The following is a 21,526-nucleotide window of genomic DNA, read 5'->3' on the forward strand; positions in this document are numbered from 1 at the left end:
CCTTTCAAAATCCATCTATGCTTTTTTTCCAATTCCTTTAATTCTGTAATCAGCAACTACTGCTACTACGATAATAACTCCCCTTACAATCATTTGCCAATATGTACTAATTCCTTTCAAATTCAGTATATTATTTACAATAGCAATTACGAGACACCCTATAAATGTACCGCTAAGTTTACTTGACCCTCCAATTAAGCTTGTGCCACCCAATACGCATGCCGATATAGCATCAAATTCATACCCGCTGGCCGCAGATGGTTGTCCTGAATTCATGCGAGACATCAAAATAATTCCTGAAATAGCAGCTAAAGCACCATTCATCACATATGTTCTAAAAATAATACTGTTAATTTTGATTCCTGATGCCTTTGCAGCTTCACGATTTCCTCCCGTCGCATATACATATCTTCCGAATTTTGTTTTGTTCAATAAAATCCAGCAGATAAACAATAGAAAAAACATAAGCCATATAGGAAGGGGAATTGCTCCCAACACAGGAACACTAATATTAAATAATGAATTAAGAGTCCCCTGACCTAAAATTTTAAAGCTTTCTCCCATTCCTGCAACAGGTTGTCCATCTGTAATCAAATATACAATTCCTCTTGCTATTGTCTGCATTGCAAAAGTTGTAATTAATGTTGGTATCGAAGTTGCTACTGTAATTGCTCCAGATATTGCTCCGCAAATCACACCTGTAAGCACTCCTGCACCAAACCCTAATGCGGGATTTCCTGTTACTGCCCAAACCATTGCTGATATGCAGCCGCCCAAAGCCATTATTGAACCAATAGATAAATCGATTTCCCCTAATGTTAATACAAATGTCATTCCATATGCACTAATTCCTGTAATACACATTAGTCTTAACACATTCAAAATATTATTTACACTTAAAAATGCGTCTGTAGTAACTGATGCAGCAAAAAAGATAATTGCAAAAATAATGAACATCCCATATGAGGAATATAAATCCCCCATATTAATTGTTTTTGCTGTTTTTTCTTTATTCATTGTCTATCTCCTCATCCGATTCACTTCTCAATTTTGTATTCGCGATCGCATATCTCATAATATTTTCCTGTGAAAAATCCTTTTGTGCTAATTCCCCGGTAATTTCACCATCACTCATTACATAGATCCGATCACAAATCCCCATCAATTCTTGAATTTCTGAAGAAATCACCATGACTGCCAATCCATCTTTAGCCATACTTCCGATCAAATTGTAGATATCGTATTTGGCCCCTACATCTATTCCTCTTGTTGGTTCATCCAAAATCATAAATGTCATATCTCTAGAAAGCCATTTTGCCAAAACAACCTTTTGTTGGTTGCCACCGCTTATGTTTTGAACTTTGCTTTCAATTGAAGGTAATTTTATATTTAATTTTTTTACCATACTATTTGAAAGTTCTTTATCTTTCTTCATATTGATAATACCGTTTGATGTAATCATCTCCATATTAATCATAGAAATATTTTCTCGGATACTTCGGCACAAAACTAAACCTTCAACTTTTCTATCCTCATTAGAAAATGCAATTCCGGCCTTTATGGCATCCGACGGCTTTCTGATATCAATTTCGGAATTTTTAAGATACAACTTCCCTCCCCGTAAATCGTCTAATCCAAAAATAGCTCTTGCTACTTCTGTCCTTCCTGCACCCACCAATCCTGAAAAACCTACTATTTCTCCTTTATTAACATGGAATGATATATTTTTAAATTTTTTCCCTTGTAATCCTTCTGCACGAAAAATTTCTTTTCCTATATTTCGTATTCTTTCTGGATAAATGTTTGTCATCGCTCTGCCAACCATTTCTGTAATAATACGTTCCATATTGTAGTCCGAAATTTTTCCAGTACTGATTTTTTCTCCATCACGCATTATTGTTATTTCATCACTCATTTTAAAAACTTCATCCAATTTATGAGTAATGTAAATAATAGCAACACCTTTTTTCTTAAGTTTTTCTATTTCCCGAAACAAAGCTTCAATTTCCCGATCTGTGAGTGATGATGTAGGTTCATCCATAATAACCACGGAAGCATCCCTCGAAATTGCTTTAACAATTTCTACCATCTGCATTTCTGCTACAGTTAATGTTGACATTTTACGTGATGGTTCTAAGTGCATTCCAACTTCTTCCAATAATTTCTTTGCTTCTCTATTCATCTTTTTATCATCTACGAACCTTAATTTTGTCATTGGTTCACGATAGAGAAAAATATTTTCCGCAATTGTCATTTCCGGTATCGGACTTAACTCTTGCTGGATCATCGAAATTCCCATTTGAATCGCATCTCTTGGATTCAAATTTTTGATTATTTGTCCATCATATAAATACTCTCCTTGATCCATAGTGTAAGTGCCACAGACTATTTTCATAAGAGTTGACTTTCCAGCACCATTTTCTCCTAACAATGCATGAAATGTTCCACGTTCTACTGTAAAATCAATATCTTTTAATATTGGAATTCCACCGAAAGACTTTCCGATATGTTTTAATTCTAATACGTTTCCGCTCATCCACAAATCCCCCCTTTCATCTTATTTTGCTTAAAACGTTTTGTGTTTTTTCTAAAATTAGGCCTATTATTTTACTTTTTTGCGTATATACGTTACTTAAAACGTTTTAACTTGTAAGATGAATATATCATATATTTTCAAAATTCGCAAGTATTTTATATATTTTTGTCAAAAAATAACAAAGATCTCGAAAAATAATCTTTTATTTTCCAAGATCTTTGTTTATTATCACAGTACTTTATTTATTTTTATAGTTTACCAAGCTTCAAGGCATATTCTTTTAATTCTCTTAACCCTTCTCCAAGACTTCCCAGGTTTTCTGTGTCCAACGTACAGATGACTCGCTCACAGTTGTCTATCAACTGCTTCGCACGCGCCAGCTGTGCTTCAGAGAACTGTGTAAAGACCTTTTCTGACACCACTTCGACTGCCAATGCTTTTGCCGAAGGATAGTCAAGATCATTTTCCCACAGAATTCCCGCTGCAAAAGGGATACCTTCTCTTTGCAGACGCCGGAATACACCGGTTCCGGTGCCGTTTCCGGTCAAAACAAACACTCTTGGTTCGCCCTGTACCGCCGGAAGCTCCAGATCACCGGTCAGTTCATCGTAAGAACCGGTAGTCATCTGATACAGTTTAGGAATGTAACCTTCCGTGAAAATCTCCTCCGGTGTTCCGAAGCGGTCCACCCGGTCGCCGCGGACGCAGGCAATCTTATCGGAAATCCGTCCTGCCAGATCCAGTTCATGAAGGGACATGATGACCGACAGTTTTCTTGTCCGGGACATATTTTGTATAATGGAAAGAAATTCCAGCTTATAGCGGATGTCCAGAAAAGAAGTCGGTTCATCCAGGACGATGATATCCGGCTGCTGGCAAAGTGCTCTGGCGAGCATAACCCGTTGTTTCTGTCCGTCACTGGTTTTCGTAAAATCCCGCTCCGCCAATTCTTCAATATGAACCAGCCTCATGGATTCGTCTACGATCTTCCATTCTTCCTCAGAAAGGACGCCAAATTTTCCCGTATAGGGATACCGTCCCGTAGACACCACATCTCTGCAGTTCATCATCTCCGGCCGAACCCGCTCTGTCAGTACCACAGACAGCTTCTTAGAAAGCTCTCTGCCGCTTAATTCTTCCATGTTACTTCCATCCAGCACAGCCACACCTCCAAGAGGTTTTAACTGCCGGATAATATTTTTCAGAATCGTTGTCTTACCTGCTCCGTTAGGTCCAATCAGCGTCAGAATCTCTCCTTTTTTCACGCTGAGTTCAATGTCTTTGATTAACGGTACTCCATGATAGCCAACGGTCAGTCCTTTGGTATAAAAATAAAATTCTTCCATGATCCTACTCCGCCTTCTCTTTCTTCCGGTGAATCATAATATAGATCACCACCGGAGCACCGAATACTGCCGTCACTGTACTGATGGACAACTCTGTAGGGGCAAACATGGTTCTCGCCAGCAAATCGCAGAAAAGACAGAATGTCGCGCCCCCCAGAAAGCAGGCAGGAATCATAAGAATGGGTTTTGCCGTTCCAAACAGATTCTTTACCAGATGAGGAACCGCAATTCCAACGAAGGATACAGGACCTGCAAATGCCGTCACGCAGGCAGATAATACGCTGGATAAAAGCACCAGAAGGATCCGGAACATCTGCACATTAAGGCCCATATTTTTCGCATAGGATTCTCCCATCTGATAGGCACTTAATGGCTTAGACAGCAGGAAAATCCAAATCAAAGTGACACCTGTCACAATTGCCATAATTGACACATTATTCCAGGTAATGCCGGAAAAACTTCCCTTGGACCAGTTATGTAAATTCACAATGTCCGCGTCATCCGCAAAGGTAACAATAAAATCCGTAATAGCCGAGCAGATATAACCAATCATAACACCGCTGACAATGAGCATGGACATCTGATCCATCACCCTCGACATAAGGATGACAAATCCCATACAGATCATAGCTCCCACAAATGCGGCAATAATCATGAGCCAGGAGCTTAATTTCAGAGCATTTCCAAGAGATGCCACCATGACTAAAGACACCATCAGCTTTGCACCAGAGGAAATACCCAAAGTAAAAGGTCCCGCAATGGGGTTATGAAAAAAAGTCTGCAGAAGATAACCAGACAGCGCCAGACCGCCACCCAGGATTGCTGCCGCCAGCGCTCTCGGGAAACGGATACCCATCACAATATCCGTATAAACATCATCTGCTCCATTTCCAAACAAAATCTTCGGAATTTCTGTCACCGGAATGTTCACACTTCCAATGCATACATTCAACACCAGAAACACCAATACCAGTACCAGCAAAATTGCAAATGCGGCAGTATATCTGCCCTGTCTTTTCTTCATAGTATCACTCCAGTTTATAGAGATAAGTAAGATCTGCATCATCCCCGATCAGCATCTTGTGAATATCCGAGGTAATGGTTCCCAGCTCCATCGTGGACTGGTACAGATTCTTCGTCGTACAGTATACATTTCCATCCTGTACCGCTTTGAACTTCTCCAACATAGGACTCTTCCCTGTCAGATCTGACAGAGTCTGCATGCCTCCATCAATAGTACTGTTATAGATAATATAGTCTGCATCTTTCGCCCCTGCATAGAACTCTTCCATCTGCATGGACATGGTGGAAGCCACATCATCTTCATCACCCAGTTTATCAAAAATGTATTTGCCGCCTGCCAGTTCAATCATCTTTGGCAGATAATCCGCAGACTTCCGGACATTGACCTCTCCGTTGGTCGTAATATAAAAAAATGCAACGGTCTTTCCGGTCTCTTCCTCCTCACCGATGGATGCAAAGGCTTCATTTTCTGCTGCGAAAGCCTCCTCCGCTTCCTTTTCATGTCCCGTCAGAAGTCCATAAAGTTTCACCCATTCTGTACGTCCAAGTGGATTTTTCTCATAACTGGAGTGATCTGTCAAGACCGGAACGCCAAATTTCTCCAGCTGTTCCTTCACTTCCGGTGTATGGGAAATCATGGTATTTTCAATGGCAAGCTCACAGTTTTCTGACAGAATCTGCTCATAGTCCGGTGCAGAGTATTTTCCTGCATAGAGAATATCTCCTGCCTCCATCGCCTCTTTTGCCGCTTCAATGTACCAGGAGTCTGCTTTTAATGCACTGAACCGTACACTATCCAGAGCATCCAGTGACACAAACATATCCATAACAGAAGATGCCACCAGATATATATTATGTAATGGCTGCTGAAGTACTGTAATATCTTTGGAAAGGTCATCCGGTGCGGTTTTTCCTTCCGGCACCACCAGATACTGTCCGTCATCCGCAATCGTTACCAACGCATATCCATCCTGATAATAATCCACGGAAAACTCTTCCGCATACTCCAGTTCCATACTGTGGTCATATTCAAGTTCTTTGCTGATCTCTGTATTCTTCTCGGACATTCTGCCTGCAGAACCACAGGCCGTCAGTGAAATTGCCAGTACCGCACTTACGATACCTGCTGCTATTTTCTTCTTCATCACATTTTCTTCGCTTTCTTCTTTTTAACCAGAACAATCGTCACAGCTGCTGCAACGATCACCACCAACATGATGATTCTCTGTTGGGTTACCACTGATTTTTCTGATTTCAAAGAGGCGCTGTCAAAGGTCAGTGTATATTCGATTTCATGTGGAACGCTCATGGCTGTCGTATCCGCAACTACTTCCATGGGTTCATCAAATACGGTCACCGGAATCTGAAAAACGGAATTGCCCTCCTCATTGACCGGGTCATACTGTACATCTCCCACTTTCATATAATCGTAATGAGAACTGCTCCACTCAATCCGGGCCGTTGCCTGTCCATTTTCAACGGTCAGGATAGCCGGAGAACTGATGGTTGCACGACCACTGCCGCCTTCCAGTGTTACATCTACTGCATATTTTCCATCTGCGAGATCAGATGAGACGGATTCTGTACTGCTTTCCGCAGCCTGAACCGCCATATTCTGTGATCCGGCACCTGTTGCAAGAAGAACTGCTGCCAGCAGAATTCCTGCCGTTTTTGTCAAAATAGTTTTCATTTTCATACTTTTTCCTCCATAGCACAACGACCCGGGCTAGGCCCGGGCCGTCGGTATCACAGTTCTTTTGCTACTGTTCTTCTATTTTTTCCGGATTGGAAACACTTACTTTGTGATCATACCAGGTTCCTTTTGTTCCGATCAATGCCAGATCAAACTCTTCATCGAGCGCTGGAACCGGAACATCAAACCCGTTCACTTCTTCGGTCATACCATCGCTGTAGGTAACCGTATCTGTGGTCGGCTGCAGAAGCTCTGCGCCTTCCTTCTGAGCATCCTCTGCAAGTCCCGGATAGAGATTCACAATATTCTTGGACGGCATTGATACATGAATCGTCATAATGCCATCTTTTACCGTCAGAGTTCCTTTTCCTTCACATGCTTCATTTACATGGAACATGCTGCTGTCTGTATCAAATTCTGCTGTATAGGTTCCATCTTCCAGTACTGCTGCTGCAGTCTTTTCTTCCGTTTCTTCCTGAGCATCCGCCTCGTCCGATGTCTGCTCCTCCGTCAGAGCATCCGTGCCTTCCTGCTCCTCTGCAGGTGCCTCGGTCGCCGCTTCACTCTCTGCCGCCGGCGTCTTACTGCCTCCGCAGCCTGTCACCAGTGCGCAGCTCATTACCGTCATTCCTAATAATGCGATGATTTTCTTCTTCATTTCCAGTCTTCTTTCCTAGTTCTGATTACTCGTTAATGGCTGCTGCCGTATGAGCAACATAGAGTTCCTGAACAGCCGGAATCTCACCAAGGCCAGCGATCTGAGTATCTACGTTTTCAAATTTTCCGGAAGCCTCAAACTGGCTCTTCCAGGAATCATCATCATCGCCTGCCATATCGTTGTTTGCATGATCGCCTGCTACTACCATCAGCGGACGAAGAATTACTTTGGTGTAACCTGCATCGGCAACTGCCTGAATAACGTTCTCACAAGCAGTCTCTTCCGGCTCACCCTCTACAGTTCCGATAAATACGTTCTCATAGCCAAGTTCTCCCATCTGGGACTGCATCTGGCTGTAGGAAACTTTTGCAGTATGGGAAGTACCATGTCCCATGAATACAAATGCAACACCGTCTTCTTTTGCAGCGTCAAGGCTGTCATAACCTGCAGTCTTTACTGCCTCAGCAGTGATATCTTCTGCAACTGCTTTTTTATCATCATTCACTACGGTAGCGTCATCTCCAACTTCACCAAGCAACGGCTCAGCAACTTTTACAGACTCAAATTTATCTTCGTATGCTGCAACTGCCTCGCACAGCTCATCATACTCTGCACCATGCATCAGATGGGTCGGCTGAACAACCAGGTTCTTAACACCGTTTGCTACTGCGCGATCCAGTGCCTGATCCATATTATCAATAGCTTCGCCATCACGTGCCTGTACATGGTTGATGATGATCTGAGCGGTAAATGCTCTTCTTACAGACCAGTCCGGATTTGCTTCCTGAAGGGCATCCTCGACACCTTTGATATCAGCTACACGGCTGTCATTGAAGGAAGTTCCGAAGCTTGCCACCAGAATCTCGTTCTCACCGATCTCATCCTGGTTACGCGGATCATCTTTGGAAGCATCACCGGTGTCACGTCCGAAGTAGTCCGGATCTGCGTTCTCGCCCTCGACCAGTTCTTTCTGCGCGTCGGTCAGAGCATCCCATGCTTCTTTGGCTGCCTTGCAGTCTTCGTCAGTAGTATCGGTTCTCTCCTGAACGTAGATTTTGTCAATCAGAGCTGCTACATTGTCAGCTGCTGCCTGATCTGCATCCTCGTCTGCTGCTTCTGCAGTATCGTCTGCCTCAGTGGTCTCCTCTGCTGCAGTATCATCTGCTGCCTCAGTAGTCTCCTCTGCTGCAGTATCCGTTGCCGTACTGCTGCTTCCACATCCATTTACCATGGTTGCTGTCATTGCTGCTACGCAAAGCATTACTACAAGTTTCTTTTTCATCTTAATCTCTCCCTTATGATAAGAAATTTTTTTGTAAGTAATTGAAAATTCGAACATACTCGGGAGAAATAAAAAATCCAACGCATGAGAATGCAGCTGGATTGTATAGAAAAATATATTTTTCGGTACAATCAAACCTCGTGACCTGGAATAAAAAAACGTTTTTGTTTCTTTCCCGTACCGCAGCTGGCAGGTCTCCTGGCTTTCAGCTTTTCCACACCGATCGTCTTCCCAAGTCCATGACTGACCCAGTGACATTATGATCATGCAACGCTGTATACAGTGACGAGCTCCGCACAGGCTTTTCACCTGTTTCCCTATTCTCCGTAAAAACGGCACCAACTACTTCTTATTCTATTTTCGAATCACTTAACATATGTACTATACCACTTTATCTCAGATACAGCAACCTCTTTTTTCGCGGCAGGATATTCTCCTGCCGCTGCTCTATTCTGCAATGAAAATCACAGCATACTCTCCGGCTTAAAAAGAGATTTTACATGATCAATCTCTTCTTTTGATGCCTTTTCCGCCGGAACATAATAAGATTTTTCCCGGGCAATCTGATATAACTGCTCCTGTGCGGTCTCTGCCTTGTTCCTCATCTGTTTGAGGGTCTGTTTTAACTGCGGATCCTCACTTTGGGAAATATATTCCGCATACATTTTCAATTCTCCATTGATGCCGGTCAGCGCATCACTGACCATGGTTTTTTCATTCATCATCCTGTACGCCCTCCTAATTTAAAAATCCCATCAACTGCTGTTTATTCTCTTTTGCTGACTGAGCTGCCTGCTGGAAATACTGTTTCACACGGCTGTCAGTTGCATTTTCCGCGTAAGTCTCAAATTTTGCCTTACAGGTTTCGCTTCCGCCGATGAGATGGCGAAGATTCTGGACATCCAGTTCTGATAACTGTGACATAAAAAATACCTCCTTGTTTTCCATACTCCTGACTACGATTCCAGTATGTGAAAACAGAGAGGTATTTATACCTGACAAATACAGGTTACAGTTCCTCGTAAAGCTGTTCGTACTGCTTTGCAGAATGTTCCCATGAAAAGTCTGCATTCATCGCGCGTTCTACCATCTTATTCCAGGATTTTCTCCTGTCATAGTAGATCTCCTCGCCATAACGAATTGCTTCGAGCATTTCGTGGGCATTGTAATTTGTAAAGGAAATTCCGGTTCCGGTCTCTTCATATTCATTATAGGGTTCTACTGTATCTTTCAGTCCGCCGGTCTCTCTGACGATCGGAAGAGAACCGTATCTCAGGCTCATAAGCTGACTTAAACCGCACGGTTCGAAAAGGGACGGCATCAGGAATGCATCACTGGCTGCATATATCTTATGTGACATTTCATCCGAATAATAGATGCAGGCAGCTACCTTATCCCCATATTTCCACGCGAAATGACGAAACATATTTTCATAACGTTCCTCACCAGTTCCGAGTACAACAATCTGCACCGCATCCTGGCACAATTCATCCATAATACGATCAATAAGATCGAATCCCTTCTGATCGGTCAGTCTGGAGACGATACCAATCATCATGACTTTCTTGTCCTGCGGAAGTCCCAGCTCTTTCTGCAGTGCAAGTTTATTTTTTACTTTATTCAGACGGAAGTTGCCAACACTGTACCGCGCACTGATCTTCTGATCTGTCTGCGGATTCCACTCCTTATAATCAAGTCCGTTCACAATTCCCTTAAGTTCACCGGACCGGGCTCTCATCAGGCCATCCAGATGTTCCCCGTAGAACGGAGTCTTAATCTCCTCCGCATAAGTATTGCTGACCGTTGTAATCCGGTCTGCATAAACAATGCCGCCTTTCAGATAATTTGCGTCACCAAACGCCTCCAGTTTGTCCGGCGTAAAATATGACATATCCAGTCCTGTCGCATCCTGTACTGTCTCGATATTCCAGATTCCCTGAAACTTCAGGTTATGGATTGTCATTACGGATTTCATATTCACATAAAATCCGCCTTCATGAAAGCTGTCTTTTAAATAGACGGGTACCAGTCCGGTCTGCCAGTCATGACAGTGTACAATATCCGGCTGATATCCTACCACTGGCAGGATTGATAATGCCGCCTTTGAAAAGAAAGCAAATTTTTCCACATCCTCATGGATATATCCGTATGGTTTCTCACCGGCAAAATAGTATTCATTGTCAATAAAATAATACTGTATGCCGTCATACTTCATCTCCATAATTCCCACATATTGACTTCTCCAGGCCATATCCATATAAAAACTGGTGACGAAATTCATCTTTTCTTTCCATTCCGGTTTAATACACTTATAATTGGGAATGATCACTCTGACTTCATATTTTTCTTTATCAAATGCTTTCGGCAGTGAACCGACTACGTCTGCAAGGCCCCCTGTCTTTACAAATGGCACACACTCCGATGCAATAAATAATATTTTCTTCATTTCATGCACCCCTCCGGTTTTTAACAACATTATAACTCACCGGTGGTATCTTTGAAAGCAATTTTCACAAATTATGCCTGTTTTTTATAGTCCAGTCGTATTTTATCCGCAATCAGGGCAATAAACTCTGAATTTGTCGGTTTTCCTTTTCCAACGCTCACGGTATATCCGAACAATCGGTCAATCGTATCCATCTTTCCTCTGCTCCATGCAACTTCTATAGCATGCCGGATTGCACGCTCCACCCTGCTTGGTGTTGTCTGATGTCTCTTCGCAATCGTTGGATAAAGGATCTTGGTTATAGAATTCAGCATATTCATATCTTCGACTGCCATCATAATAGCATCTCTTAAGTACTGGTATCCTTTAATATGTGCAGGAACTCCAATCTCATGAATCATATCCGTAACATCCGTTTCCAAATTTCGCGTCTGGTAGACTGCTTTCGTCTCATAGGGTTCGATTTTTTTGATTTCTGCTTTTTTCCGCTGTCTGTTTTTAAGGTTCTGAATGCGGTTCAGAAGCATTTCATGATCAAATGGCTTCATAATGTAATAACTGGCTCCCAGTAAAAACGCATCTTCCGTAATCCGTTCCTGTCCGATCGCTGAAATGACTACAAACTCAGGCTTCTTCTGAAGAGTCTTATCCTGTCCGATCTTCTCCATCACGGAAAGTCCATCCAATTTCGGCATAATAATGTCCAGCAGTACAATATCCGGCTCTTTCTCTTTAATCATCCGACAGGTTTCTTCTCCGTTATGGGCGATTCCGACGACTGCAAAATCGGAATCCTGCTTCAGTATATGATCAAGGATTTCTGCCATCCTCTCATTATCATCCGCAATAGCCACATTCCACCTGCTCATTCATAGCCCTCCTTTTTCCCATTTTCCTAGTCTCCTTTCTACGGCATTATACATAATTCCTCAACATCCATAGAAAAATTATAAAAAAGTAGTTTCATTCTTACAAGTATTATTTATCTGACTTTTTCGACAAATGCGTTAAGATTTCGCAAATTTTTTTGCAAAAAGAAACAGGCTGTCTGATTTGACAGTCTGTTTCTTTTTATTCATTATTTATTCCTGTTCCTGCGGAACCTCTTTTTTCTTTTTCCAGAAATAAAATCTATGCCAGCGCTCTTTACGCGTCTTCTTACTGGTACCGTATACCATCAGATAGAATACCGGCATCAGAAGAAGAATCAGCAGCGTGGAAGCCACAAGACCTCCGATAATAACCAGCGCCATTCCCTGCATCATAACAGCGCTTTCGCCGCCAATACCAAGGGCACTTGGTGTCATGGAAATAATGGTGGTCAGGGTTGTGATCAGAATCGGGCGAAGTCTCGTCTTACCGGATTCGATCAGGGCATCCTCAATATCCATTCTGCGGCGCAGCATATTCACACCATCGACATAGAGAATACCATTATTTACAACCGTACCAACCAAAGTCAGCACGCCCATCAAACCTACCATACTGAAGTCTGTACCACTTAAGAATACTAATCCAAACGCACCGATCAGACTGAATGGGATACTTAACATAACCATCAAAGAGAACTTTGGAGACTCAAACTGCATGGCCATAACAAGGAATACCAGGAATAATGCCATTGCAATGGCTTTTCCCATATCTCCGAACATATCATCCTGCATCTTATCCATCATGGTCTCTGCCTCACCTACACTGTCCGGCAGATCCAGCGTATTCAGGAACTCATCCATGGCATCCTGGATATCTGCTTTGTCATCAGAAAGGCAGGTAGCACTTACTGTAACGGTGTATTTTCCATCCATCTTCATAATGGTCTGGGCTGCATCTGTATATTCCAGTGTTGCCATTTCAGAAAGGGGCACGCCTGCTACCTCTGTATCCAACAGCTGGGTGGCATTATCATAGGTTCCTTCCGGGAAAGAAAGATCTACATCATATTCTTCCCCATCCGATGTAACAGTCATGGCTTTTGTACCACTTAAGGTACTGTAAAGCATTCCGCCTACCTGCGTCGGTGTCAGTCCATGACTCATGGCACTTAACGGATCCACTACCACCCGAAGCTGCGTCGTGGACGCTCCTGCATCGGTAGACACATTCAGTACACCTGGAATATTCCATGCTGCATCCTGAATCATTTCTGATGCATCTTTCACATCTTCCAGATTCACAGAACCAACGGTCAGAGTTGCACCGGAACCTGTCGTACTGCTGCCCATGGACATGGAACTGGACATGGTGATATCAAGCTGCATATCCGAAACATTCTTTGTATCCTGCACCCATTGATCGACAACTTCCTGAGTCGTCATCTTTCTGTCATCTTTCAAGGTTGCGGAAATGGTTGCAGAACCTGCGGAAGCCGTCAACGTATAGCTTTCCACATTTTCATCTGCTGCCACCAGATCTTCAATCTGGACGATTTGCTCATTGACTACCTCGACACGGGTTCCCGGCCGGAACGTAGCAGTCACAGAGATCATTCCTTCATCCATGGTCGGCATGGAAACAATATTTGTCATGCTCAGAATCCAGAAAGAAGCCACCAGCAGAAGCACAGCTGTCAGAAGGCAGGTTTTCTTCTTATGCAGAAGTTTCCGCTCCACATGATCGTATTTTTCTTTGATTTTATCAAGGAAGACATTCAGCCGCAGTTCCTTTTTCTGTGTTGGTTTATACAGTTTAAAGAACAGCGGAACCAGTGTAATCGCAGAAATCAGGGAAGCTACCATCGAAAATACAATGGTCAGACCCAGCTGCATGAAAATCTGTCCTGTCATACCGCCCGAGAAGCAAAGAGGCAGATAAACAACAACGGTTGTAATCGTAGATGCCACGATGGATGCTACTACCTCCGTCGTACCCTGCAGCGCTGCTTCTGAAAAATCCGGTACCCGGTCATTAGCACGGAAACAGCTCTCAATCACGACACTGGAACTGTCGACCATCATACCGATGGCAATCACCAGACCTCCCAGAGTCATGATATTCAGAGAAAATCCCATCATTGACATGACAATCACTGTCATCAACAAAGAGATCGGCATGGAGCATCCGACGATAATCGACGCTTTCCAATCTCCGAAAAAGATAAACAGTACAATCATGGAAAGGATAACACCCAGTGCCAAAGTGCTTCCAACAGAACTAAGAGATTCCATAATCATATCGGAGGCATCATAGGTAGCCGCAACTACAATGTTATCATTTTGCTCCTGAATATCATTCATGGTTTCTTTTACAGAATTTACCATGCCGATAGTGCTGGCACTCTGGTTCTTGGTCATGCTGACCGTTACTGTGTCTTCTCCATTGTATCTTGCGATGCTATCTGCATCTTTCACAGTCCATTCTACATCTGCCACATCAGACAGCTGAATCAGGCTTCCCGTTGCTGTGCGCAACGGAATCTTCCGGAGTGCCTGCACGGTATCTGTATCAGCTGTACTGATCACACTGATGGACTGACTGCCCTGATCTACAGAACCAAGGGGGATCGTAAAGTCAGAGGCTTTCATGTACTGGGCAATGGAGTTCATATCCAGTCCGTACTGATTCATCTCGTCTCTATTAAGTTCTACCTTTATATGCTGTTCCTGACCTCCAGATACGGTTACCTGCGCCACCGTACTCAGTGCTTCCAGTTCCGGAACCACATCCTGCTTTACAAATGCAAGTGCATCTGTTCCGTCCGTTGTGCTGACAGAATAAGAAATACTCGGCATAGAATCCATGTTCATCTCGATGATCATCGGATCCTGCGCATCATCCGGCAGATCTCCCTTTACCTGGTCAAGTGCTGCCCTCAAATCAAGATAGGCATCATTCACATTCTGGTCATAATCATACTGCAGAAGAACCATAGAAACATTTTCCATGGAACGCGAAGTAATAGATTTTACACCACTTAAACTTCCTGCCTTATCCTCAATAATACTGGTAACCAGATCATCTACCGACTCGGAATCCGCACCTGGATAGACCGTATATACGATCTTCATCGGCATTTCCATATCCGGCATCAGTTCCAGACGAAGCCCCATCAGAGATGAAAATCCGAAAACAAACAGTGCCAGAACCGCCAGAAGTGTGGATACAGGTCGTTTTAATACTAACCTCGTCAATCGATTCATTATTCAGCAGCCTCCTCATCTGAAGCACTGTTGTCAGTTTTCTCATTTTCAGCCGCTGCATCTGCGGGTGTATCCTCTGTAGCCTCTTCTTTCGCTGCGTCTTCTTCCTGCTCCGGCGATGCCACCGATTCGCCGTTCAGAGACACGATCTCGGCATCTGCACCATTTCTCAGCTTGGAAGACCAGTTGCTGACTACCAGGCTGTCTGCGTCAAGTCCATCTTCGATAATCGCATGGTCATCATCCATAAGGCCTACCGTGACCGAAGTACGCACCAGTTTATTATCTACCACACAGTAAACATAGGCATCTCCTCCGGAAAAATAAAGAGCATCGAAGGGAACCAGCGTACTGCCGTCTTCTTTCTCGGTAGTTGCACTGACTTTCACAGATACACCATTCGGAAGTTTATCCCCTGCTCCAGGAATGGTTGCTTTCACCTGGAAGAGCTTCGTCTGCTGTCCTGCCATGGTTCCAATCTCTGTGATAGTGCCGTCAAAAGTCTCTCCATTTCTCTCTACGGTCACATGGTCACCTACATTCATCGTATTCTTTGCCTTTTCTGTTACATTGAAGGTAACCGTCATGGAATCTTTATTGGAAATAATGTAAGCCGGATTTCCAGCTGCTGCCATATCTTCTTTCTTTACATTGGCTGCCTCTACCACACCACTGATCGGTGCTTTCACCGTATAGAAATCTAACTGCATCTTTGCAGAATCCACGCCAACAGATGCTGCCTGAAGCTGTGCGACGTATGTAGCGTCGGTCTCCGGGTAAACTTCGTTCTGGGTAATGGAGTAGGTCTGCTCTGCAGTGTTCAGGTTATCCTGAATCGTATCTTTTCCATCTTTCAGCTGCTCAATACCGGATTTTAACTGGGTCTTGCCACTCTCGATGGAATTTAATGCTGCCTGAGCAGTGCTTAAGCCCTGTTTCGCAATGGCAAGCTGGGAAGAAGTGGCTGTAATTTCAGTTGTCGTATCTTTAATAGTTTCGGTTAAAGCAGCTACATCTTTTGTAAGCTCTTCTTTTTCTTTCTGTAAATCTGTTTTTTCTTCACTATCATCAGTCAAAGTTCCAAGTTTATCATCAATTTCCTGAATTCTCTTTGTTTTAGTATCACTACTCTCCTGTGCATCTGCAAGTGCATTTTTCTGCACCCCCAACGCCTCTGTCAACTGATCTACTGTAGCTTGCGTCGTTGTTACCTGTTTAGACGCAGTTCCTTTCTGCTCCCGCAGTTTATCCAGATCGTCTTCCATATCATCAATGCTGTCGTCCGCATCACTCAGTTTTTCTTTTAACTGGCGGATCTGCTCTTCTGTCTGATAATTCTGCAGATCTCGTGATCCACTGGTAGCCGCGGTCACTCCTGCCTCTGCCTGACTATAAGAAGCTTCTGCACTCTTCATCTGAAGCTGAGCTGCCTCATCATCGATTTTAAACAGCACATCGCCTTCCTTTACCGTATCTCCCACCTCAAAATAGGCAGCAGTAACTGTTCCGGATACTTTCGGAGTCACATATACCTGCTGCTGTGGTTCTACCGTTCCTATGTAAGTTGTATCATTTGTCAGCTCTCCTGTCGTAGGATTTTCCACCTCTACAGCAACCTTGCTGATCTCTGTCTTTTCTTCTTTTTTACCACAGGCAACTGTGGACATACTCAGAGTCATAATGATTCCCATTGCTATGAGTCTTTTTCTATTCATTCTCGTCATTCCTCCTTGTTTCGTTATTTTAGCCTCGCCCAGATTATACCAGTTTTTTTAACAAAATATAAATTTATGTCACATGAAATTCTTTTTTTTATTCATACTCCGTTCACAATCATTCTATATGATATTGTACAATTGTTAAACTGCAATTTATAAATCATTTTAAGTGAGGTGTATCTATGTTTCATATTTTAGTTGTCGAAGACGATCAGGCCCTGAACAAATTAATCTGCAGGGTTTTAAATAAAAATGGCTATGAGACTTCCGTTGCTTTTGATGGAGAGCAGGCACTCGAAATGCTGGATCAGACCTATATTGATCTCATTGTCACTGATCTGATGATGCCGCGCATGGATGGATATGATCTGACCAAAGCACTCCGTGACAGCGGTTATCAGCTCCCGATTCTGGTCGTGACTGCCAAAGATACTTTTCCGGATAAGGCAAAAGGATTTAAACTCGGCATTGACGACTACATGGTAAAACCCATTGATGTCAATGAACTGCTCCTCCGTGTGGAAGCACTCCTCCGCCGGGCAAAAATTATCTATGAAAAAAAGCTGGAGTTCGACCACGTCTGCCTGGATTATATTAACCTGACCGTTACGATCGATGAAAAATCCCAGATTCTTCCACAGAAAGAGTTTCAGCTTCTTTATAAACTGCTCTCTTTCCCGAACCATACTTTTACCAGACAACAGATTATGGACGAGCTGTGGGGTTACGATTCCGAAACGGATATCCGTACGGTAGATGTGCATATCAACCGTCTGCGGGATCGTTTCCGGGATATTCCTTATTTTCAGATTCAGACCGTCCGGGGTCTTGGATATAAGGGGATCATCGAAAAATGAAAAAGAATTTTTATTCCATCTGGATGAGAGTTGTTCTCTGCTGTTTCTGGGTAATGATCTGTACTTTCCTGATTATCGGATTTACCATCCATTTTATGAACCGGTTAAATATATGGAATTTATTTCCACTTCCGATCACCGGTCTGCATTTCATTATCCTGCTGGCTCTTGTTGCACTAGTTCTCGGAATGTTTATCAGCGTGTTCATTTTCCGCTATGCGCTGAATCCCGTTTCCGAGCTTTCGAAAGCTATGCAGAAAGTGGCCGACGGTGATTATACGGTAAAATTGGATGTTCCCGGAAACAAAAGCGAGATTTACGAACTTTTAAACAATTTTAATGTGATGGTACAGGAGCTGAATAGTACGGAAACATTGCATTCTGACTTTATCTCTAATGTTTCCCATGAGTTCAAGACCCCCCTTGCCACCATCACCGGCTATGCGACTCTCCTGCAGGACGACACCCTCACGCCCCAGGAACGGAATGAATATATAGAAACCATCATTACCAGTGCAAGAGAGCTTTCCAAAATGACAGGAAATATTTTGAGCCTTTCCCGCCTGGAAAATCAGACTATTATCACTGATCAGGAAGATTTCCGGGTGGATGAACAGATCCGTTGGATCATCTTAAGAGCCGAATCCGCCTGGTCTGCAAAGAATCTGGTTCTTGAACCGGAGCTTGATAAAATCACATGGTATGGAAATCAGGAACTGACTTCCCATATCTGGAGTAATCTCATTGATAATGCTATCAAATTCACTCCAGCAGGAGGGGAAATTACCATCAAAGCCTCCATGGATGAAGAATGGCTGACGGTCAGTGTGCAGGATTCCGGTATCGGTATCCCACCGGATATTCAGTCCCGGATTTTCGACAAGTTTTATCAGGGTGATACGTCCCATAAGAAAAAGGGCAACGGTCTGGGACTTGCACTTGTCCATCAGATCGTCACCCTTTACGGTGGTCATATAACATTAGAAAGCATTCCGGATCTTGGCAGTACCTTTACCGTCTGCCTGCCGGCACATCCTTCTTCTGAGCTGGAATCTTCACTCCCTTTACCTTAAACATTCTCGCAGTAAATGGCGGCAGATCTGCATACAGGGTCTGCGGCCATTTTCTGTGTTCTTCATCTACAATACGGAAATTCTGATCCTCTGGTGATGTATTTCCGCCAAATTTCTTCCAGTCCGTGTTAAGCAGTTCTTCCAGTTCGTAATACATAGGCAGACCCACCGGAAAATCCTTCCAGAACTGATCTGATAGATTCATCACTGTCACAATGGTCTCTCCGCCAGCCCGGCGTTCCCATGCATAGGTCACATAATCTGCCGCATCTACTTCCAACCATTCAAAACAGTCCTGATTATATTCTCCATCATACAGTGCCCGTTCCTCCAGATAAAGATGCGCAAGCTTCGCATAGAAATGATGGAAGGCATCATGAAGTGGATACTTCAGGATATCCCAGTCCTGTTCCCTTGTCTCATCCCATTCACGAAACTGTGCGAATTCATTACCCATGAAATTCAGTTTCTTTCCTGGATGTGCATAGACATAGGTATAAAATGCCTTTGCCTGCGGGAATTTATTCTCATAATTTCCCCACATTTTCTGGATAATCGTGGCCTTGCCGTGTACTACTTCATCATGAGAGAAGGGCAGCAGGAACAGATCACTGTAAAAATACATCATGGAAAAGCTGAGTTTGTGATAGTCATAAGGGCGATACACCGGAGCTGTCTGGAAGAAGCGCAGTGTATCATTCATAAATCCCATATCCCATTTATAATCAAATCCCAGGCCATCGTATTCTGTCGGTGCCGTTACTTTCGGAAAATCTGTGGAATCCTCTGCCATCAGAATAGCAGACGGATGCAGCTTATGGAGGCCTGCATTCATATTTCTCAAAAATTCCACTGCACGCTCATTGACACCTCTTGCCGGATCACCATTCCAGTAAATGGCACGGCTGATGGCATCCATGCGGATTCCGTCAAAATGAAATTCTGTCAGCCAGTAATTCGCGGCACTCTGCAGAAAACTTCTGACTTCTCCACGACTGTGCATAAAATTCATCGTTCCCCACTCACTGTAGGCGGTATCCGGATGGGGAAACTCATATAGAGGCGTTCCGTCAAAATTCAGAAGACCATAATCATCCATAGCGAAGTGTACCGGCACAAAATCTGTAAACACACCTATTCCATTTTCATGACAGAGTTCTACCAGTTTTTTCAACTGCTGTGGCGTTCCATAACGGGACGTCGGTGCGAAAAATCCAGTATTCTGATATCCCCAGGAACAATCCGCCGGATGTTCCGATAATGGCAGAAATTCAATATAATTGAATCCCATTTTCTTCAGATAAGGAATCAGTTCTTCTGCCAGTTCTTCATAATTATACCAGCTGCCATCCTCTTTTTGTTTCCAGGAGCCTGCATGCAGCTCATAGATATTCATAGGATTGTTATAGTTCTTTTCCGTATTCTGGTTGTTAGTCCACTCATCATCTGCAAATTTCCAGTTTTCATCTACAATCCTGGATGCAAAACCCGGACGCAGTTCCATCAACATCCCATAAGGATCACAGTGATACACCACGTTCCCCTGTGCATCCGTGATTGCATATTTGTAATACATACCCGCTTCTGCATCCTGCACGGTTACTTCAAACACTCCGGGATTCTCTTTCTGTTTCATCTCCAGCAGTTCCCATCCGCTGAAATCTCCCTGCAGCTCCACCTTTGCTGCATTGGGTGCATAGACCCGGAATATGGCTCCCTTCTTTAATAGATGCGCACCAAAATATTTGTAGGCATAAAATACCTTTCCCTGTAAAAATTCCTGAAAATTCATACTTTTCCCCCGTATGAGCTTTTCTTTTATTGTATCGAAAATAATGGGGATATACAAGATACAAAGACAGGATTTTCGTCTTATTCCTGCAGAGCATTTCGAATGAGCTTCCGGCTCGCCTCCTGTTTCCCGTATGAGGATTTGAGCCTTCCGCTGATGATAGAATACCAAAGATTTCCGTTAAGAACTATCATGATCAGGTGAATTCACTTGACACTCCCCATAGCTAATGCTCATGTTCGGTAAAGAAGCAAACAGAAAAAAAGAGAAAGACTACCAGCCCCAAAACTATTCCATACAGTAAAGGGACAAGTTATACACTCCTTGTATTTAATGATTACGATAGAGAAAGCATAGAATAAATGATATAATTTTAAATGCCTTTATATGAACACTTAAAGTGCAGAAAAACAAGCAATTTCATAAATGTTATTATTTTGAGCGCAAATGTAAAGCAATGTTGATAGAAAAAATTGTTTATTTTATTTAAAATTGCTCTTAAAGGAGGACACAAAATGGAAATTGGAAATAAAATCAACCAATTAAGGAAACTTTCGGGAATGACACAAGAACAATTAGCAGAAAAACTTAACGTATCCAGACAGACTATTTCCAAATGGGAGTCAGATAGCACTTCCCCTGATTTAGAAAGTATCGTTAAAATAAGCAGAATTTTTCATGTGTCATTAAATGATTTGCTAAAGGAAGGAGAAGCAGGTGTGGCAAACAAAACTGATGAGCAAATAACTTTAGAAGATTTGATGAAAATAAATCTTCATAACAGAAAAATGACGCTGTTGCTAATTAGTGGTCTGATTTTTATTATGGTTAGCATATTAAATTTCGCCTATGTAATTGCGCTACAAAGCACAACACTTAGTACCCAGTATATGCTATACCGATATATCGTTACAGGACAATACGAAAATGCCCCTATTGATTATATGCGGTTAATGATACCGTCTA

Annotated in this window: 18 protein-coding genes and 1 riboswitch; of the genes, 3 read left to right on the forward strand and 15 right to left on the reverse strand. The window is 43.0% G+C overall.

The window, feature by feature from the left end; genetic code table 11:
- Nucleotides 1-15 precede the first annotated feature (15 nt).
- From LKD36_RS13650 to LKD36_RS13715, 14 genes are all read right to left on the reverse strand, one after another.
- Nucleotides 16-1,017, reverse strand: a complete 1,002-nt coding sequence (locus LKD36_RS13650; protein ID WP_308459915.1) for an ABC transporter permease — start codon at nucleotides 1,015-1,017, stop codon at nucleotides 16-18.
- Entirely contained in the window at nucleotides 1,010-2,536 is a 1,527-nt protein-coding gene (locus tag LKD36_RS13655) for a sugar ABC transporter ATP-binding protein (RefSeq protein WP_308459916.1), read from the reverse strand. Before LKD36_RS13655 ends, LKD36_RS13650 begins: the two co-directional genes overlap by 8 nt.
- 248 nt (nucleotides 2,537-2,784) lie before the next feature.
- A complete protein-coding gene (locus LKD36_RS13660; RefSeq protein ID WP_308459917.1) occupies nucleotides 2,785-3,882 on the reverse strand; it encodes an ABC transporter ATP-binding protein in 1,098 nt (365 codons plus the stop codon).
- A gap of 4 nt (nucleotides 3,883-3,886) precedes the next feature.
- Nucleotides 3,887-4,906 carry a FecCD family ABC transporter permease gene (locus tag LKD36_RS13665; protein ID WP_308459918.1) on the reverse strand — a complete coding sequence of 340 codons (1,020 nt, stop codon included), beginning with the start codon at nucleotides 4,904-4,906 and terminating at the stop codon, nucleotides 3,887-3,889.
- Nucleotides 4,907-4,910: 4 nt separating this feature from the next.
- Nucleotides 4,911-6,050 carry an ABC transporter substrate-binding protein gene (locus LKD36_RS13670; RefSeq protein ID WP_308459919.1) on the reverse strand — a complete coding sequence of 380 codons (1,140 nt, stop codon included), beginning with the start codon at nucleotides 6,048-6,050 and terminating at the stop codon, nucleotides 4,911-4,913.
- Nucleotides 6,050-6,601: a hypothetical protein gene (locus tag LKD36_RS13675; RefSeq protein WP_308459920.1), complete on the reverse strand. Its 552-nt coding sequence runs from the start codon at nucleotides 6,599-6,601 to the stop codon at nucleotides 6,050-6,052. The genes LKD36_RS13670 and LKD36_RS13675 overlap by 1 nt, the downstream gene beginning before the upstream one ends.
- Before the next feature lie 64 nt (nucleotides 6,602-6,665).
- Entirely contained in the window at nucleotides 6,666-7,256 is a 591-nt protein-coding gene (locus LKD36_RS13680) for a hypothetical protein (protein ID WP_118769707.1), read from the reverse strand.
- A gap of 25 nt (nucleotides 7,257-7,281) precedes the next feature.
- Nucleotides 7,282-8,538, reverse strand: a complete 1,257-nt coding sequence (locus LKD36_RS13685; protein WP_308459921.1) for a sirohydrochlorin cobaltochelatase — start codon at nucleotides 8,536-8,538, stop codon at nucleotides 7,282-7,284.
- A gap of 171 nt (nucleotides 8,539-8,709) precedes the next feature.
- Nucleotides 8,710-8,896: riboswitch (cobalamin riboswitch) on the reverse strand.
- A gap of 106 nt (nucleotides 8,897-9,002) precedes the next feature.
- Nucleotides 9,003-9,260, reverse strand: a complete 258-nt coding sequence (locus LKD36_RS13690) for a spore coat protein (protein ID WP_308459929.1) — start codon at nucleotides 9,258-9,260, stop codon at nucleotides 9,003-9,005.
- Between the two features lie 16 nt (nucleotides 9,261-9,276).
- Nucleotides 9,277-9,462 carry a hypothetical protein gene (locus LKD36_RS13695; protein WP_118769706.1) on the reverse strand — a complete coding sequence of 62 codons (186 nt, stop codon included), beginning with the start codon at nucleotides 9,460-9,462 and terminating at the stop codon, nucleotides 9,277-9,279.
- 85 nt (nucleotides 9,463-9,547) lie between these two features.
- Complete coding sequence (gene glgA / locus LKD36_RS13700) at nucleotides 9,548-10,984, reverse strand: glycogen synthase GlgA (protein WP_118769705.1); 1,437 nt, start codon at nucleotides 10,982-10,984, stop codon at nucleotides 9,548-9,550.
- Between the two features lie 71 nt (nucleotides 10,985-11,055).
- Nucleotides 11,056-11,853 (reverse strand): sporulation transcription factor Spo0A, encoded by a 798-nt coding sequence (spo0A, locus tag LKD36_RS13705; protein ID WP_118769704.1) that lies wholly within the window; start codon nucleotides 11,851-11,853, stop codon nucleotides 11,056-11,058.
- A gap of 213 nt (nucleotides 11,854-12,066) precedes the next feature.
- Nucleotides 12,067-15,120, reverse strand: coding sequence for an efflux RND transporter permease subunit (locus LKD36_RS13710; RefSeq protein ID WP_308459922.1), 3,054 nt, complete (start codon nucleotides 15,118-15,120; stop codon nucleotides 12,067-12,069).
- The gene (locus LKD36_RS13715; RefSeq protein WP_308459923.1) at nucleotides 15,120-16,835 is read right to left on the reverse strand and encodes an efflux RND transporter periplasmic adaptor subunit; all 1,716 of its coding nucleotides are present in this window, start codon (nucleotides 16,833-16,835) and stop codon (nucleotides 15,120-15,122) included. The genes LKD36_RS13710 and LKD36_RS13715 overlap by 1 nt, the downstream gene beginning before the upstream one ends.
- A 185-nt stretch (nucleotides 16,836-17,020) precedes the next feature.
- On the opposite strand from LKD36_RS13715, the gene LKD36_RS13720 reads away from it, so the two are divergent.
- Together LKD36_RS13720 and LKD36_RS13725 are read left to right on the forward strand one after the other, a co-directional pair.
- On the forward strand, nucleotides 17,021-17,695 hold the full coding sequence (locus LKD36_RS13720) for a response regulator transcription factor (protein ID WP_308459924.1): 675 nt from the start codon (nucleotides 17,021-17,023) through the stop codon (nucleotides 17,693-17,695).
- A complete protein-coding gene (locus LKD36_RS13725) occupies nucleotides 17,692-18,768 on the forward strand; it encodes a HAMP domain-containing sensor histidine kinase (RefSeq protein ID WP_308459925.1) in 1,077 nt (358 codons plus the stop codon). Before LKD36_RS13720 ends, LKD36_RS13725 begins: the two co-directional genes overlap by 4 nt.
- Here LKD36_RS13725 and glgB read toward each other — a convergent pair.
- Nucleotides 18,707-20,560, reverse strand: a complete 1,854-nt coding sequence (glgB, locus tag LKD36_RS13730; protein WP_308459926.1) for a 1,4-alpha-glucan branching protein GlgB — start codon at nucleotides 20,558-20,560, stop codon at nucleotides 18,707-18,709. The two genes, LKD36_RS13725 and glgB, sit on opposite strands and share 62 nt — an antisense overlap.
- A 515-nt stretch (nucleotides 20,561-21,075) precedes the next feature.
- Between glgB and LKD36_RS13735 the strand changes: the two genes are divergently transcribed.
- A partial coding sequence (locus LKD36_RS13735) for a helix-turn-helix domain-containing protein (protein ID WP_308459927.1) occupies nucleotides 21,076-21,526 on the forward strand: 451 nt, incomplete at its 3' end.

It is taken from the genome of Hominiventricola filiformis, from assembly GCF_020686965.1.
GTDB lineage: Bacteria > Bacillota > Clostridia > Lachnospirales > Lachnospiraceae > Hominiventricola > Hominiventricola filiformis.

What these genes read in the sequence shown, in the direction of transcription:
- LKD36_RS13650 (WP_308459915.1), bottom strand. Translation starts at nt 1,017, where the DNA reads ATGAATAAAGAAAAAACAGCAAAAACAATTAATATGGGGGATTTATAT.
- LKD36_RS13655 (WP_308459916.1), bottom strand. Translation starts at nt 2,536, where the DNA reads ATGAGCGGAAACGTATTAGAATTAAAACATATCGGAAAGTCTTTCGGT.
- LKD36_RS13660 (WP_308459917.1), bottom strand. Translation starts at nt 3,882, where the DNA reads ATGGAAGAATTTTATTTTTATACCAAAGGACTGACCGTTGGCTATCAT.
- LKD36_RS13665 (WP_308459918.1), bottom strand. Translation starts at nt 4,906, where the DNA reads ATGAAGAAAAGACAGGGCAGATATACTGCCGCATTTGCAATTTTGCTG.
- LKD36_RS13670 (WP_308459919.1), bottom strand. Translation starts at nt 6,050, where the DNA reads ATGAAGAAGAAAATAGCAGCAGGTATCGTAAGTGCGGTACTGGCAATT.
- LKD36_RS13675 (WP_308459920.1), bottom strand. Translation starts at nt 6,601, where the DNA reads ATGAAAATGAAAACTATTTTGACAAAAACGGCAGGAATTCTGCTGGCA.
- LKD36_RS13680 (WP_118769707.1), bottom strand. Translation starts at nt 7,256, where the DNA reads ATGAAGAAGAAAATCATCGCATTATTAGGAATGACGGTAATGAGCTGC.
- LKD36_RS13685 (WP_308459921.1), bottom strand. Translation starts at nt 8,538, where the DNA reads ATGAAAAAGAAACTTGTAGTAATGCTTTGCGTAGCAGCAATGACAGCA.
- LKD36_RS13690 (WP_308459929.1), bottom strand. Translation starts at nt 9,260, where the DNA reads ATGAATGAAAAAACCATGGTCAGTGATGCGCTGACCGGCATCAATGGA.
- LKD36_RS13695 (WP_118769706.1), bottom strand. Translation starts at nt 9,462, where the DNA reads ATGTCACAGTTATCAGAACTGGATGTCCAGAATCTTCGCCATCTCATC.
- glgA (WP_118769705.1), bottom strand. Translation starts at nt 10,984, where the DNA reads ATGAAGAAAATATTATTTATTGCATCGGAGTGTGTGCCATTTGTAAAG.
- spo0A (WP_118769704.1), bottom strand. Translation starts at nt 11,853, where the DNA reads ATGAGCAGGTGGAATGTGGCTATTGCGGATGATAATGAGAGGATGGCA.
- LKD36_RS13710 (WP_308459922.1), bottom strand. Translation starts at nt 15,120, where the DNA reads ATGAATCGATTGACGAGGTTAGTATTAAAACGACCTGTATCCACACTT.
- LKD36_RS13715 (WP_308459923.1), bottom strand. Translation starts at nt 16,835, where the DNA reads ATGAATAGAAAAAGACTCATAGCAATGGGAATCATTATGACTCTGAGT.
- LKD36_RS13720 (WP_308459924.1), top strand. Translation starts at nt 17,021, where the DNA reads ATGTTTCATATTTTAGTTGTCGAAGACGATCAGGCCCTGAACAAATTA.
- LKD36_RS13725 (WP_308459925.1), top strand. Translation starts at nt 17,692, where the DNA reads ATGAAAAAGAATTTTTATTCCATCTGGATGAGAGTTGTTCTCTGCTGT.
- glgB (WP_308459926.1), bottom strand. Translation starts at nt 20,560, where the DNA reads ATGAATTTTCAGGAATTTTTACAGGGAAAGGTATTTTATGCCTACAAA.